The 16,071-nt window shown below is 61.0% G+C and carries 10 protein-coding genes; 4 read left to right on the forward strand and 6 right to left on the reverse strand.

Translation table 11 applies throughout. The features are described from left to right. Window positions 1–28 precede the first annotated feature (28 nt). From MRK42_RS15810 to MRK42_RS15830, 5 genes are all read right to left on the reverse strand, one after another. A complete protein-coding gene (locus MRK42_RS15810; protein WP_338610976.1) occupies window positions 29–2,170 on the reverse strand; it encodes a lysine decarboxylase CadA in 2,142 nt (713 codons plus the stop codon). A 78-nt stretch (window positions 2,171–2,248) separates the two neighbouring features. Further along, on the reverse strand, window positions 2,249–3,583 hold the full coding sequence (gene cadB / locus MRK42_RS15815; RefSeq protein WP_042073127.1) for a cadaverine/lysine antiporter: 1,335 nt from the start codon (window positions 3,581–3,583) through the stop codon (window positions 2,249–2,251). Between the two features lie 751 nt (window positions 3,584–4,334). After that, window positions 4,335–5,864 carry a lysine decarboxylation/transport transcriptional activator CadC gene (cadC, locus tag MRK42_RS15820; RefSeq protein WP_223378693.1) on the reverse strand — a complete coding sequence of 510 codons (1,530 nt, stop codon included), beginning with the start codon at window positions 5,862–5,864 and terminating at the stop codon, window positions 4,335–4,337. A 380-nt stretch (window positions 5,865–6,244) separates the two neighbouring features. Continuing rightward, on the reverse strand, window positions 6,245–7,525 hold the full coding sequence (yjeH, locus tag MRK42_RS15825) for an L-methionine/branched-chain amino acid transporter (protein WP_225634297.1): 1,281 nt from the start codon (window positions 7,523–7,525) through the stop codon (window positions 6,245–6,247). Between the two features lie 268 nt (window positions 7,526–7,793). After that, window positions 7,794–9,086, reverse strand: coding sequence for an HAAAP family serine/threonine permease (locus MRK42_RS15830; RefSeq protein ID WP_225634296.1), 1,293 nt, complete (start codon window positions 9,084–9,086; stop codon window positions 7,794–7,796). Between the two features lie 498 nt (window positions 9,087–9,584). Between MRK42_RS15830 and MRK42_RS15835 the strand changes: the two genes are divergently transcribed. Both MRK42_RS15835 and MRK42_RS15840 read left to right on the forward strand, forming a co-directional pair. Next, window positions 9,585–10,523 carry a LysR family transcriptional regulator gene (locus MRK42_RS15835; RefSeq protein WP_225634295.1) on the forward strand — a complete coding sequence of 313 codons (939 nt, stop codon included), beginning with the start codon at window positions 9,585–9,587 and terminating at the stop codon, window positions 10,521–10,523. Window positions 10,524–10,596: 73 nt separating this feature from the next. Then, window positions 10,597–12,009 carry an MATE family efflux transporter gene (locus tag MRK42_RS15840; RefSeq protein WP_338610981.1) on the forward strand — a complete coding sequence of 471 codons (1,413 nt, stop codon included), beginning with the start codon at window positions 10,597–10,599 and terminating at the stop codon, window positions 12,007–12,009. Between the two features lie 84 nt (window positions 12,010–12,093). Here MRK42_RS15840 and tyrS read toward each other — a convergent pair whose 3' ends face one another. Beyond that, a complete protein-coding gene (gene tyrS, locus MRK42_RS15845) occupies window positions 12,094–13,293 on the reverse strand; it encodes a tyrosine--tRNA ligase (protein WP_338610982.1) in 1,200 nt (399 codons plus the stop codon). A 109-nt stretch (window positions 13,294–13,402) separates the two neighbouring features. Between tyrS and MRK42_RS15850 the strand changes: the two genes are divergently transcribed. Both MRK42_RS15850 and MRK42_RS15855 read left to right on the forward strand, forming a co-directional pair. Further along, window positions 13,403–14,728, forward strand: coding sequence for a peptidoglycan DD-metalloendopeptidase family protein (locus MRK42_RS15850; protein ID WP_338610983.1), 1,326 nt, complete (start codon window positions 13,403–13,405; stop codon window positions 14,726–14,728). 232 nt (window positions 14,729–14,960) lie between these two features. Then, window positions 14,961–16,070, forward strand: coding sequence for an anhydro-N-acetylmuramic acid kinase (locus MRK42_RS15855; RefSeq protein WP_338610984.1), 1,110 nt, complete (start codon window positions 14,961–14,963; stop codon window positions 16,068–16,070). Window position 16,071: the final 1 nt, after the last annotated feature.

Consider the following 16,071-nt stretch of genomic DNA (forward strand, 5'->3'; position numbering starts at 1 on the left):
AAAAAACGGGCCTCGCGGCCCGTTGTGATTAGTCTGCCTGGCGCAGCACCTTGACGGTGTAGCTGCCATCGGCCTGGCGATAGAGGCCGTGGATGTCGGTCTCGAAACCCGGATAGTGGGCACCGATCTCGCACAGCATCTCGAGGAACTCGAGCACCGGCAGGGAGTCGGTGGTCACCATCTCGCCCGGCAGTACCAGGGGCACTCCCGGCGGGTAGGGCAGGATCATGTTGGCGCTGATGCGATCAACCATGTCACGCAGGGGCACCTCCTCCACGTTGCCAGCCAGCTCCTGCTGCCAGGCGGCGTGCGGGGTCATCTTCATCTCAGGCAGCACGTCGAACGCCTTGAACATCAGCTCCGGCAGACGGTACTTGCGGGTCAGATCGTGGATGCGCTGGGCCAAATCCTGGATGCGCATACCTTCATAGAAGGCCGGATCTTCGCGATAGAGGCTCGGCAGAATGCTCTTGATGGTGAGATCCAGATCATAGCCGCGCTTGAACTCGGTCAGGGCGCGCAGCAGCTGCATCGCCTTGGACTTGTCGATACCGATGGAGAAGAGGAACAGCATGTTGTAGGGGCCGGTCTTCTCTACCACGATGCCGCGCTCGTCCAGGAATTTGGAGACGAGGGAGGCCGGAATACCGCTCTCCAGCAGCTGGCCATCGCGGCCCATGCCCGGAGTGAGCAGGGTCACCTTGATGGGATCCAGGTACATGTGTTCGTCGTCGATATCCTTGAAGCCGTGCCAGTCATCTTTCGGATCCAGCTTCCAGCACTCGACTGTGTCGATGTTGTCCGGCTGCCACACGTCGAAGAACCAGCCTTCGCTCTCGATACGCAGGCGCTTGATCTCTTTACGGAAAGAGATGGCGCGATCGATGGAGTCCTTGATCAGCCGCTTGCCGGTGTTGCCACGCATCATGGCGGCGGAGATCTCGGTGGAGGCCACTATGCCGTACTGCGGCGAGGTGGAGGTGTGCATCATGAAGGCTTCGTTGAAGGTCTCTTCCTCCACGTCGCCCTTGATGTGGATCATCGAGGCCTGGGAGAAGGCCGCCAGCAGCTTGTGGGTGGACTGGGTCTCGTAGAACACCTTGCCCGGGATGGCGTCGCCGCTCATGCCGCACTTGCCCTCATAAATCGGGCTGAAGTTGGTGTAGGGCACCCAGGCGCTGTCGAAGTGGATAAAGGGGGTATCCAGCGCTTCCTTGATGAAGCCGGTGTTGTAGAGCAGGCCGTCATAGGTGGAGTTGGTCACCACGGCGTAACGGGGAGCCTGGGCACCCGGAGTCGCGGCCACCTTGGCGGCAATGGTCTCGCGGCGGAACTCGCTCTGCGGGATGCCGCCGAGGATGCCGTAGGCGTTGCGGGTCGGACGGAAATAGATCGGGGTCACGTCGTTCATCATCATCAGGTGAGTGAGCGACTTGTGGCAGTTGCGATCCACCAGCACTGTGCTGCCCGCCGGCGCCGAGTACATGCCGACAATCTTGTTGGCGGTGGAGGTGCCGTTGGTGACTATGTAGGAACGATCGGCATTGAAGGTGCGCGCTATGTACTCTTCGGCATCCTTATGGGGGCCGGAGTGATCCAGCAGGGAGCCGAGCTCCGGCATGGAGATGGAGACGTCCGCCTTGAAGGCGTTGGGGCCGTAGAAGTCATAGAAGAGGCTGCCGGCCGGGCTCATCTGGAAGGCGGTACCGCCCATATGACCCGGAGTACAGAAAGTGTACTTGCCCTCTTCCACATACTTGAACAGCGCCTTGGTGAACGGCGGCAGGATGGCGTCCTGATAGTCCTGGGTGGCCTGGTTCATCTTGAGGGCGATGTCGTCGGCCATGCCGAGACGGTACTCGAAGAAGTGCACGTTCAGGCGCAGATCGGTCAGGTGGATGTCGAGGGTGGACTGATCGTTGGCGAAGGCGAAGATCGGCAGCTTCTCGTTGCGATCGTGGATCTCCTTGCACAGACCCAGGGAATATTTGTCCCAGTCGAAGATGGCGCCGCAGACGCGGGGGTTCTTCTCGATAAGCTTGAGCAGATCGGCCACATCGACCGGATAGACGACCTCGAAACCCTTGCGCTCGAGGGAGGCTTGCAGCTGGCGGATGGGCTCTTCTTTAAAGAAAACGCCCAGGTGGTTGAGGATGGCAATGATATTCATCGTAATGCTCCACACGTAAGGGGGCGCTCTCCATCAGAGATGGTGAGTGAAGAGCGCACGGAAGATGAAAAGGGAGAATTAGTGGCTGGTCTGCTCTTTGAGCAGGGCGTCATGCTGACGCAGCCCCTGTTTTTTGGCGTAGAACATCAGGATGATGAGCGACACCACGAAGGTAGCGGTGAGGTTTGACCCCTTGGCACCCATCAGGGCCACCAGACAGAAGACACAGGCGACGCCGGAGAAGATCATGGCGCCAACGCTGCGGGAGGTCATGCCCTCGAAACGGATCAGGTTAATGCTGGAGTAGAAGTAGGGCAGCATGGTCAGCAGCACAGCATCCGTGGTCAGCACGTTGAACAGGTCGGCCGCGTGGGCGGACTGGGAGGTGAAGGCGGTCAGGCCGATCATCAGGGCAGTCATCTTGAGGGACGCCAGGATCAGCCCCTTCTTGGCCACGCCGTTCTTGTCCACTTCGCCATAGACTTTCGGGAAGTTGCCGTCATGGGCGGCGCGCTTGCCCGCCTCGCCCACCAGCATCATCCAGGAACCCAAAGAGGTGAAGCAGGCCAGAGCGGTAAAGGCGGACACGAAGGGAGCGGACCAGCTGCCGAAGATGGCGGAGGAGGCCATGGCAAACGGGGCGCCGGAGGCGGCCACTTCATCGGCCGGGAACATACCGCCGATCACCTGGGTGGAGAGGATGTAGATAACACCCGCGATGCCGGTACCCAGCATGGTGGCGAGCGGTACGGTGCGCTTGGGATTTTTCACCATGCCGGAGGAAACGGCAGCGGACTCCACCCCCACGAAGGACCAGAGGCAGATCAGCACGGCGCTGATGACCGCATGGATATCGCTGCTCCCAGTGGTGTTCCAGTTCTGGCTGTAGAGGGCGCTGTCAAAGTGGCTCCAGCCGACCAGGGCGGTGCCCACAACCGGCAGCAGGATCAGCACCAGACCCAGGGTACAGAGCCGGCTCACCCAGCTACCGCCAAGCAGGTTGACGAAGGTGAAGATCCACACCGCAGCGATGGTGGCCACGGCGGCCGGGATCGGGCTGTTCAGGATGGGGAAGAAGACGGAGAGGTAAGAGACACCGGTGATGGCGATGGCCAGGTTGCCAATCCAGTTGGCGTGGTAATAGAGCACGCCGGTCTGGAAACCGAACACCGGGGAGATCTCGCCGGCGTAGGCGATGGGGCCCCCTTCCTGCGGGTTCTTGGTGGCGAGGCGGGCAAACACAAAGGCCAGGCCCATGGCGCCAACCAGACAGATGGCCCAACTGAAAATCGAGATGGAGCCGATAGTGGCCAGGGCAGAGGGCAGCAGGGCGATGCCGCTCCCCATCATGTTGCCGGCCACCACGCCTGTACAGGCGATAAGGCCGATCTTCTTGCTCGTATCTAGGGACATAAGATCTCCGGTGCTATAAAAAGTCGGGTCGTCACAGACATATCTGACGGCGTCACCCGCCAGGGAATGGCCACAGACTAGGCTCCCGGTCACCGGAAAACATAAAGTCCCGCTAAGGGATAAAAATATGAGTGAAGTTTTTTTCGCCTTCTTTCCCATAGAGATAAAGCTGTTTAAAAACAGAAGGTTGATTCACCCATCAAGCCCCACCTTGATAAAACCTTGATACCGGCAGCGCCTCTTGATGGGCCTTGATAATCCCCTTATCAAGCCGCCTTGATATTTTTCTCATCCCCTTGATAAGTACAAAGGGCCGATGGCATTCCCCTGCCCTCCCCATCGCCAGCCGGCAACTGGATACGGCTTCGCAGCGATCGACAAAATCGCAGCCGGATGACACTCATCTCCACCAAGAGGACAACCGCAAGCGCGAAAGATGGTGCACCGGACAAGCCATCCCAAGGCACAAAAATGGACACCCCTAACAAAGAGGCACAAAGGCAGAAGAAAGCACACCGTCACTCAGGGCAGAGAGGCCGCAACGGAGTTAGAGTGACCAGTCGCAACCCGACCGGGCTGCGTCATGGCAAGAAGAAAGGGAGGAAAGGATAAGGGCAAGCTAACACCCCATCCGGTCTGCGAGCGACTCTTGCAGCCATTCCTGAATAGCGGACGCCAGACAAGCAAAAGGCCGCCCGCAGGTGGCCTCTACGACTGACCTGAGTGACGGTCAGCCGCTATGTGCAGGCTCTCAGAACAGCTTTACCTTGCTCTGGCCCAAGGTGTTGAACAGCGCCGGGGTCAGGGTCTCCATATTGCTGTAGAAACCGAGTTGCTGGCAGAGCAGATAGGTCTGCTCGGTGGCCTCCATCAGGAAGGCGTGGCTGTAGGCATCCCCCGCCGCCTCAGGGCGGCCATCCAGCTCGGCCAGCTTGCCCTGCAGTATGTAATAGAGCACGGAGCGGCCCCGACCGGCGGCCTGCGCCAGCAGCTCACCTGCCTGTTGCTGCTGGCCATTCAGGATGGCTCTCAGGCTCAGTGCCTCCCAGACCCGGGCGGGCAAGGTGCCGCTCTGGAGCTGCACCACATGGGCCAGATGATCGCCAATCTCCTGCAGGGGGTCGCTCTCGGGTTCACCCGTGAGCGTCGCCAGCACTTCACCGGCCAGATAACGCTCCGCCAGTAGCAGGGGCTGATCCGGCTGGCTGGCCAGGGATTTGTCGAGCAGGTCGACCCCCTGCTTCAGCGCCACCGGGTCGCGGCTGTTGGTGTAGTAGCGAGCCTCCATCATGGCGATCAGGGAACCCGCGTCTGTAGGCCAGCCCATGCCCGGCTGCGCCTGTGGCTGTTCGAGCACCTGCAGCAGATCCCGGCTGCTCGCCTGCAGCACCTCGTGAACGTTGTCGCGACTGAACAGATACTGGTGGCTGAACAGCACCCGGTTGGTATTGAGGTTGCGATACTCCAGATCCAGATAGGCGCCTCTCGGCTGGCGGGAAACCCGCACGCTCAGCTCCTTGCCGGGCCTGATCCCCCCAATCAACCGGGTAGCCCCATACTGCACCCGCAGCGGCGTGGCGGCAGCCACCTCCCCCATCAGGGTGCGGGTGATGCCGTCGGCGAGGCGCACATCCTGGTTGTTGCCATCCAGGCCGGCGTGGAAGCGAAACACCAGCAGATCCGGATCCAGCATGGTGTGCACCTGGGGAGCGGCATGCTGGTAGCTGAGCATGCTGACGATGGCGACCAGCACCAGGGCGACGAAGATATCAAAGCTCGCCATCTTCCAGCGGCTGCGACCGTCCTTGCCATGGGTGGAGATGGCGCGGGTCAGCGGGCCGGCCGGGAAGGGGGTCACATTCTGCGCCGTCTCATCCGCCATCTTGTCGACGCTCTCCGGCTCGCCGTCCGTCTGGCTGGCGGCCGACAACTCGTCCGCCATCACCAGACCGACCACCTGCTGCACGCGCACCGGCGCCACCAGCTTGTAGCCGCGCTTGGGCACGGTCACGATATAGTCGGCCGCATCGGTGCGGCCATCTTTGAGGATCTTGCGCAACTCGAAGATGGACTGGGTAACCACCTGATCGGTGACCTCGGCGCCCTCCCATACTTCGTTGATCAGGGCGTCACGACCAAACACAGTGCCGGCATTGCACGCCAGAAACCGCAACAGATTGACCAGTCTGGGCTCGAGGTAGACCTCCCGCTCGGGGCGCGACAACATGTTGTCATCCACCCTCAGGGTCCAGTCATGGATCTCAAAAATCGATTCGCTCATGGTTCACTCACTGCAGATGAAGACGATGCACGATGAGAGCGACGTAAGGCCGACACTGACGAAACGGCACAGGCTGCCGTCACACCGGGCGACAGCGTTGGGGAACCGTGAAGATAATCGGGGGTCAGTCTGGCCAGACCATCCTGTTACGTCTGGATGGCATCCTTGCGGGCACCCCGAACTCGGCGAACGGGGAAAATCACTTTAAGCAAAACGAGAGATAGATCCCACTTTTTTTGGCGACAAATCGCCTCTGAATTGATCCGGCACGGGGGTTTTAGCGGGCTGGCGGGCAAGTCAGTATCCATATGAAAAACAAAAGCCCCCGTGTAGCGGAGGCTTGTTCTGTCTTTTATCCGTAGTCCTTTATCCGTAGCCCTTTACTTGCAGACGGCGAGCATGTCCCGTTCGCGGCTGCGGCGCAGATGACGGCGCCACAGGGAGAAGAGGCCGTAGCCTGCACTCAGCACCACTGCATAGAGCACCTCGGAGGCGAGCGCCACCAGCACGGAGGCGCAAAGCAGCACGCTGAGCCCCGCCAACCCCTTGCCCACCCCGCCGAGCAGGCGCCAGCCCGCCGCCATGCAGAGCAGATAGACCAGCACGAAGTTGCCGTTGGCGTAGCGGATCAATTCATCCAGCGGCAGCTTCAGCCAGATGATCAGGGTGATGGAGAGCAGGCAGATGGCGAGCACCCAGCTGAGCGCCAGCAAGGGGGCGCCCCGGGCGGTGAGGCGGGCCAGGGAGGCGGGCAGCTTGCCTTCGCGCGCCATGCTCCAGATCAGCCGGGCAAAGCCCTGCAGATAGATGTTGATGCTGGCAAAACAGGAGAGGTAGCCAAGGATCGCCACCAGCCACTTGGCAGTGGGACCAAACAGCAGGGCCAGCAGAGAGGGGATGGCGGTGGCATTCTTCGCCTCGTCCCCATAGAGGCCATATTTCAGTACCACCAGCGAGTGGATCCAGTAGATGAGCCCCGCCAGCAGCACGCCACCGAGCAGGGCAAGGGGATAATCCCGCTCTGGCCGCTTGAACTCCTCCCCCATATGGGCGAAGGCTTCCAGCCCGACGAAACACCAGAACATCACCGCCAGCGCCGTGCCCATGGCGGGCCACTCGCTGGCGGCAGGCAACGGCTGGGCCGCGTCACGCCAGCTCAGATCCCCCTTGAACCAGATAAGCAGGGTGAGTCCCAAAATGGCCAGGGCGATCAGCAGCTGCAGGTTGCCGGAGGAGCGCGCCCCCCGCAGCCCGAGCAGAAAGACGCCGAGCAGAGTGAGCAGCTGGATGCCCCACAGGGTCCACTCCCCCATGTCAAACAGAGCGTGCCAGAACCCGGCGGCGATCATCAGGGCGGCGGGCAGCCCCACCGGCAGCACCGCCAGAAACAGGAAGGCGGAGAAACGCTCGGCACCGTTGCCAAAGGCGAGGCCTATCAGGTGCGGCGCTCCACCGGCATGGGGATAACGGCGCCCGAGGCGGGCGAAGGTAAAGGCGATGGGCAGCACCAGCGCAATCAGCAGCAACCAGGCCCAGAGCGAGGCCCCACCCGCCAGCGACGCCGCGGTCGCCGGTACCACAAAGATACCGGTGCCGAGCAGGGAGGTAGCGAGCAGCCCCATCCCCTGCCAGAGCCCGAGATCCTTCTTCAACGCAGACATATCCTTTTGTCCCGATTCAAAAAATGTCCAGCCATGTTAGGCCTCCCCCGCCCCTTTGTTAAGCCTTTTGGCACCAGATGGCCAAGGCTTGTCGACTGATCACTCAAAAAGCGTCAATGGGGAAGGAACTCGAGGAGAACCGCCCCATCCGTGAGAAGAAAATACAGGCGCGGCCCGCTCTGCTGCACGGCGCATCGCTCAAACTCGAAAAACAAAAAAGCCGCCTCTTGCGAGGCGGCTTTCTCTTTCAACTGATTGATCTGTGTTATCAGGCAACCAGCTTGTAGATGATGCCGGACATGGCGATGAGGCCAATGATGGTCACGAAGCCGTTGCTGATGTTGCCGGCGTACTTGCGCATGGCAGGTACCTTGGCGACGGCGTACATCGGCATCAGGAACAGCAGCATCGCGATGATGGGGCCGCCCAGGTCTTCAATCATGCCGAGGATGCTCGGGTTGATGGTGGCGATGGCCCAGGTGGTCAGGATCATGAACACCGCGGTGATCTTGTTCAGCTGCTTGGTGTCAACCTTCTTGCCCTTCTCGCGCAGCGCCTTGGCCATCAGGCCGTTCATGCCCTCTTGCGCACCCAGGTAGTGACCCAGGAAGGATTTGCTGATGGCAACCATGGCGATCAGCGGTGCCACGGTGGCGATAACCGGGTTGTCGAAGTGGTTGGCCAGGTAGGACAGGATGGAGATGTTCTGCTCCTTGGCAGCCGCCAGGTCAGCCGGGGAGAGGCTCAGCACGCAGCTGAACACAAAGAACATCACAGTCATCACCATCATGACGTGGGCGCCCAGCAGGATGTTGCTGCACTTCTTCTCGGCACCTTCACCGTAGCGACCCTTGTTGTCCACCGCGAAGGAGGAGATGATCGGGGAGTGGTTGAAGGAGAACACCATTACCGGGATCGCCAGCCACAGGGTCTTGATGAAGTCACCGCTGAAGGCTTCGGACAGTGCCGGCGCTTCGGTGATGATGGCACCGTTCCAGTGCGGGATCAGGTAGAGCGCCAGGCCCATCAGGGTGATCACGAACGGGAATACCAACACGCTCATCGCCTTGACGATCACGTCGCCACCGAGGCGAACGATCGCCATCAGGCCGAGGATCAGACCCAGGGAAAGCAGGACGCGCGGGGGCGGCGTCATGCCCAGCTGGTGCACCATCAGGCTCTCGACCGTGTTGGTGATGGCCACGGAGTACATCAGCAGGATCGGGTAGATGGCGAAGAAATAGAGCAGGGTGATGAACTTGCCTGCGGTCTTGCCGAAGTGCTCTTCCACCACTTCGGTGATGTCGCCATCACGGGTGGAACCGGACAGCACGAAACGGGTCAGACCACGGTGGGCGAAAAAGGTCAGCGGCAGGGCCAGGATCAACATGGCCACCAGCGGCCACAGACCGCCGACACCGGCGTTGATCGGCAGGAAGAGCACACCGGCACCGATGGCGGTACCGTACAGACCCAGCATCCAGACCACATCGGCCTTGTTGAGGCCACGGGAAGCCTTGCTGGCTACAAGACCATCAGCTGCAATATTCATGTCAGACATATGTTGTTCCTGTCATCTAGGAAAAGGGATTCTTGTTGTTCATTCGGGCCTTGGCCCGGCTCCTCATCCCTGGAACAGCGGTCGTCCATGCTTGCAATTCATCACGTACACCCCGGCAATCAGGTCATCACTCCTTGTGACAACAAGACCGCAACAATCGGTGCTGCGAAACATAGCCATTGAGGTCCAAATCAGCACAGATTAACAATCTGGAAACAAGAGACGCTCTCGATGGAATGACTGTAATTAAAAGACCCTATCAATCACAGCGTTTTTTTGAATTAATCAACCAAAGTTTGATTCGAGTCGCCTTTCGACCGACCAAGATCACATTAGAGATGCCTTGCCTTGAATTTTTTTTAACAATTCAAATTTCATTTGGCATTTTCACCCCGCTTTTAGCTGTTACTTTTCGGCAACATCCTGTCTTTTGCAGTGGATTGTGCCCCGCTCCCCCTTGGCGTACCCTTGTGAGCCACACCTCTTCGTGGATTACCGATGACCATTACCCGTACCGATCTCGCCGAACTGGCGGTGTTTGCCGCCGTCGCCCGCCACCGCAGTTTCAGCAAAGCAGCCCTTGAGCTGGGCGTCTCTGCCTCAGCCCTGAGCCACAGTCTGAAAGGTATGGAAGAGCGGCTGGGGGTGCGCCTGCTCAATCGCAGCACTCGCGCCGTGGTGCCGACCGAGGCGGGACAACGCCTGCTCAAGCAGTTGCTGCCCACTCTCAATACCCTGGAAGAGGCTCTCAGCGAGCTGGCCCGCAATAGCGACGAGCCGGTGGGACGACTCAAGATCTGCGCCCCGCGCAGCGCCATCGACAGCCTGCTGGCGCCGGTACTCATCGACTATCTGGGGCGCTACCCCAAAATGCAGGTGGAGGTGATGGAGCAGGAACTGATGCCGCGGATGATCGAGGATGGCTATGACGCCGCCCTCTTTTACGGGGATCTGCTGCCCAAGGAGATGATCGCCATCCCTCTGGGTCCGCCCCAGCGCTATCTGGTGGTGGGCTCCCCCGCCTATCTGGCACAGCACGGCATGCCGGAGCACCCAAGCGAGCTTAGCCGTCACGCCTGCATCGGCTATCGCCTCACTCCTCATCATCACTACCGCTGGGCCTTCGCCGCCGATGGCAACCTGCTGGAGATAGAGGTGACGGGACCACTCACTACCAGCACCCCTGCCCTCTATCTGGGGGCGGCCGAGGCGGGGCTGGGGCTGGCCTATTGCCTGGAAGAAGAGGTGACCCAGAAGGTGGCCCAGGGCAAACTCGTCACGGTGCTGGAGCCCTGGAGCCCCACCTTTGCCGGTTTCTATCTCTTCTATCCCAGCCGGCACCAGCTGGGCAGCGGGTTGCGCATCCTGATCGACATGCTCAAGGCGCACTATCAAAACTCTGAATTAATGAGCAGTACTCAGCAATTCATCAAGTAAAACCAGGATTATCACCAAAAAAAAATTAATCTAGACTGTCTGCTCGATAATCGAACTCCGCAAGAGAACAGATATGTCTGCCTATTTCACATTGCGGCAACGGGCCATGACCCGCCGCTTCTGGGCCTATGCCCTCCCCTCGATCCTCGCCATGCTGGTATCCGGTGCCTATTACCTCATTGACGGCATCTTCGTCGGCCATTTTGTCGGCGCCGCCGGCCTTGCCGGCATCAACCTGGTCTACCCCGTCATCATGGTGCTGATCGGTCTCGCCGCCATGATCAGCATGGGAGCGGCCACCGCCATCTCCTTCCAGCAGGGGGCGAAGAACATCCCGCTGGCACGCCAGGCGCTGGTCAATGCCCTCTGGCTGCTGCTGGTGCTGGGGGTAACCGCCCCCGTGCTGCTCTATTACACCCACACGGATATATTGCTGGGGCTTGGCATAGAGCAGGGCACCGAGACCTGGCAACAGGCCAGCGATTACCTCTACTGGATCGGTGGCGGTACCCTGCTGCTGGCCAGCAACCTGGCGGTGCCCTATCTGCTGCGCAACGACGGGCGCCCCAAGCTCGCCATGGTGCTGGTGAGCGCCGGCGCCGTGCTCAACATCCTCCTCAACTATGTGATGGTGGCCAAACTGGAGCTGGGCCTGACCGGCACCGCCCAGGCCACCCTGATGGCGGAGGGGACAGTGAGCCTCATCGGTCTTGGCTACTTCTTTACCCCCTATGCCAGACTGCGGCTGGGCTGGCGTGATCTGGTGCCCCATCTTCCCGCCATGCCGAACCTGCTCTTTACCGGCCTGCCGAGCCTCATCGCCCAGTTCAACCTGGGACTGCTGCTGATGCTGCACAACAGCCAGCTGATGGTGCATGGCAACGTGAAGGATCTGGCGGGCTTTACCGTGGCCGGCTATACCGAGGCGGTCTTTATCGTGATCCTGCAAGGGCTCGCCTTCGGCATCCAGCCCCTCATCAGCCAGGCAGCGGGGGCCAGGCGTCATCGCAATCTCAAGTACCTGATGGAGATGGGCCTCAAGTTCACCCTTATCTACGGCATGCTGGTGTGGCTCACCATCCAGCTGCTGCCCCGGCAGGTGGCCATGCTCTATACCGGCAGGGAGGATCCCGAACTCATCGATGCCGCAGTCAGCAGCCTGCTGCTCAACCTGGGGGCGATTCCGCTGGAGGGGGTCATCATGTTCGGCATAGTGCTGCTGCAATCCATGGCGCGCACCCGCCAGGCGCTGATCATCTCGATCGCCAAAACGGTGTTGCTGCTGCCGTTCATCTTCCTGCTGCCGCTGATGTGGGGCAAAGACGGGGTACTGATGGCCCAGCCCGCCACCGTGCTGCTGCTCACTCCGCCGCTGTGCTGGCTGCTGTGGCGCGAGTGGCTGCGCCTCAAGCGTGCCTGTGCCCCCAAATCCCGCCAGCGCCGGGCCGTGGCAACGGCAGCCCGCACCATCGAGCTGGCCCGCTGACGCTCGGCAAAGACCGCGAATGACAGATACAAAAAAGCCTCCACAAGGGAGGCTTTTTCATGGCAGCGATGTTCAGATCACGGCTTATTTAACGGTCACCCGGGCAAACTTGCGCTTGCCGACCTGGTAGACGGCGGTGCCGGCACCAATAAGCACCTTGCCATCTTCCAGCTTCTCGCCGTCAACCTTGACCGCGCCCTGCTTGATCATGCGCAGCGCCTCTGAAGTGGTGGCAACCAGCTCGGCGTCTTTGAGCAAGTTGGCAATCGCCAGCCCTTCCCCTTCCAGCGCCAGTTCGACCTCCGGCATCTCGTCCGGAATGGCGTTCTTGGAGAAACGCTGGGTGAAATCTTCGTGGGCCGCCTCGGCCGCCGCCTCGTCGTGATAGCGAGTGATGATCTCTTTCGCCAGCCAGATCTTGACGTCGCGCGGGTTCAGGGTACCGGCGGCGATGCCGGCCTTGAACTCTTCAATCTCGGCGAGCGGGCGGAAGGAGAGCAGCTCGTAGTAGTTCCACATCAGATCGTCGGTGATGGACATGATCTTGCCGAACATCTCGCCTGGGGCGTCGTGCACGCCGATGTAGTTGCCTGCGGACTTGGACATCTTCTTGACGCCGTCCAGACCCACCAGCAGCGGCATCATCAGCACGCACTGGGCGGCCATGCCGGCATCCTTTTGCAGCTCGCGACCCATCAGCAGGTTGAACTTCTGGTCGGTACCGCCGAGCTCGACGTCCGCCTTCAGGGCGACCGAGTCATAGCCTTGCAGCAGCGGATAGAGGAATTCGTGGATGGCGATGGATTGCCCGTTGCTGTAGCGCTTTTTGAAGTCGTCACGCTCCATCATGCGGGCCACGGTCTGCTTGGCCGCCAGCTTGATCATGCCGGTCGCGCCCAGCTCACCCAGCCAACTGGAGTTGTACTCGATGCGGGTCTTCTTGGGATCGAGGATCTTGAACGCCTGCTCCGCATAGGTGAGGGCGTTGTGCTTGATGGCCTCTTCGGAGAGCGGCGGACGGGTGGTGTTCTTGCCGGAGGGATCCCCCACCATGGCGGTGAAATCGCCGATCAGCAGGATGATCTCGTGACCCAGATCCTGGAAGGTCTTCAGCTTGTTGAGGATCACGGTATGACCCAGGTGAATGTCGGGAGCGGTCGGGTCCATGCCCAACTTGATGCGCAGGGGGCGCCCTTCCTTCAACTTGGCAACCAGTTCTTCTTCAACCAGAATTTCTTCCGCTCCGCGCTTGATCTCGGCTAGCGCCACCTCGAGCTGGGACATTTTTTGACACTCCAATCACGATTCCACAGGGCCAGACATATTACTGGAATGGCGGGCCAATTGGAAAGGCTGTAAAATCCTTCCATTCTGCTCGACTGCATCAACTTCCATGGTTATTTGGCACGCCTTCAATTCTCTTCCCCACTGGCATCGCAAGATGGTGCTTATCCTGAGCATCCTGACCATGATGCTGATCGCCTGGCCCAGTGAACAGGCCGTCGCCACCCGGGTCGATGACAACGGCAACGAGATTGCCATGAGCGAACAAACCGACGAGGCCCCCATTCCTGCCGAGCTGACAGCACAAGTGGAGCAGCCGGTCACCCCGCCCAAACCGACCTATATCACCAAGCAGGCCAAGGTTCGCCGGGGCGACAATATGGGGATCATCTTCCAGCGCCTGGGTCTGAGCACCACGGATCTGCACCTTATCGATCAGCTCGAGGGCAGCAACCCGCTGCGCATGCTGCAGCCGGGCCAGGAGCTCACCTTCAAACTCACCCAGAACGGGGAGCTGCACAGCCTTTATTATCCCCATAGCCTGGAGCAGGCCCTCAAGGTGAGCCGTCAGGATGACACCTTCGTGGCCCGCAACGTCAAGATGGCCCTCGATACCCGAGAGCTGGTCAGCAAGGGGGAGATCCGCTCCAGCTTCTGGGGCGCCGCGGTCGAGGCGGGCATGACAGAGGATCAGATCATGGATCTGGCCGCCATCTTCGGCTGGGACATCGACTTTGCCCAGGATCTGCAGCCGGGGGACAGCTTCCGGGTAGTCTATGAGGAGAAATTCCGCGACGATGAGCGGGTTGCCTCCGGCGATATCCTGGCCGCCGAATTCATCAACCAGGGCGAGATCTACCGCGCCGTCCTCCATGACGATGGCAACTACTACACGCCCCAGGGCAAGGCGATGCGCAAGAGCTTCCTGCGCGCGCCGGTCAATTTCAAATACATCAGCTCCAACTTCAACCCGCGCCGCCTCCATCCGGTAACCGGCAAGATCCGCCCCCACAACGGCATCGACTATGTAGCGCCCGTGGGTACCCCCATCATGGCGGCGGGCTCAGGCAGCGTGGTGGCCGCCGGCTACAACCAGTTCAACGGCAACTATGTCTTCATCAAGCATGCGGGCAACTATGTGACCAAGTACCTGCACCTCACCAAGCGCACCGTCAACAAGGGGCAGCGGGTGAAACAGGGGCAGACCATAGGTACTCTGGGGGGCACGGGCCGCGTAACGGGTCCGCACCTGCACTATGAATTCGTGGTGGGCGGCGTGCACAAAAACCCGCGCACTCTCACCCTGCCCCAGGCAGAGACACTCACCGGGCGCGAGCTCGCCAACTTCAAAAAACTGGCGACGCCGCAGTTGGCCAAGCTGGACAGCTCCGAGATCCAGCTGGCCCAGAACAAGCGAAGCAACCGCGGCAATTGAGCCTCGGGCGGGTCATTACCGCCGGATGACAACTAACAGTAACGACGGGGGCATGGCCCCCGGACTTTTATCTGGCGCCTTTGGCACATGGCCGAAGGCGACACACGGGGAGACAAGATGAATGAACGTGATACAGGGCCAATGTCGGGCACCGGAGCTGGCCCCGGCATCATGTGTCACCCTCCCCTCTCTGTAACCCCTGACCAGGTTTCCCGTCATACAAGGAGATGCCATGAGTGAGCGCTATATCGGGTTGATGTCGGGTACCAGCATGGACGGGATAGATGCCGTGCTGCTTGCCATCGACGGGGAACAGCTTAAGGTCGAGGCGGCGCTCTGCCACCCCTGGCCGGCACCGGTTGCCCGCGAGCTGCATGCCCTCTGCACCCCGGGCGAGAACGAGATAGATCGCATGGGCGTCGCCGACAATCTGGTGGCGCGGGAATTTGCCGCCGCCACCCGTGCCCTGCTCGCCAAGGCCGGGCTGACCCCTGCCGATATTCGCGCCATCGGCTCCCATGGCCAGACCATCCGCCATCGCCCACAGCTCGGGTTTACCCTGCAGATCGGCAACGCGGCCCTGTTGGCGGCGCTCACAGGTATCGATGTAGTGGCCGATTTTCGCACCATGGATATGGCCCTCGGTGGCCAGGGCGCCCCGCTGGTGCCCGCCTTCCATCAGGCACGCTTCGCCAGCCCCGGCATCCTGCGGGTGGTGCTGAACCTCGGCGGCATTGCCAATATCTCTGTACTGCCGGGCGGCGCCGACGGGGTATACGGTTTTGATACCGGCCCCGCCAACACCCTGCTCGATGGCTGGTATCGCCGTCATCACCCGCACGGGGGCGACTATGACGCGGGCGGCCGCTGGGCGGCCAGTGGCACTCTTATCCCCGAGCTGCTCGCGCAGCTGCTTGCTCACCCCTACTTCACCGCCCCCTGGCCCAAAAGCACGGGGCGGGAGATGTTTACTCTGGCCTGGCTGGACGAGGCCCTGGCGGGTCAGGCTTACGACCCTGCCGATGTGCAGCGCACCCTGCAGGCACTGACCTGCCACAGCATCGCCAGTCAGCTGCCAGTCCTTGAGGGAGTGGCCGAGCACGGCGAACTGTTTGTCTGTGGCGGCGGCGCCCATCACGGCCCGCTGCTGGCGGAACTTGCGGCGCTCTTGCCCGGGTGGCGCATCACCACCACCGACGAGCTGGGCATCGCCCCGGACTGGGTAGAGGGGGCCGCCTTCGCCTGGCTGGCGCAGCGCTTTATCCATCGCCTGCCCGGCAACCTGCCCGCAGTCACCGGCGCCAGCCGCCCCGCCGTGCTGGGCGCCCTCTATCCTGCATAAG

This window comes from Aeromonas sp. 19NY04SH05-1 (assembly GCF_040581895.1).
GTDB classification, from domain to species: domain Bacteria; phylum Pseudomonadota; class Gammaproteobacteria; order Enterobacterales; family Aeromonadaceae; genus Aeromonas; species Aeromonas enteropelogenes.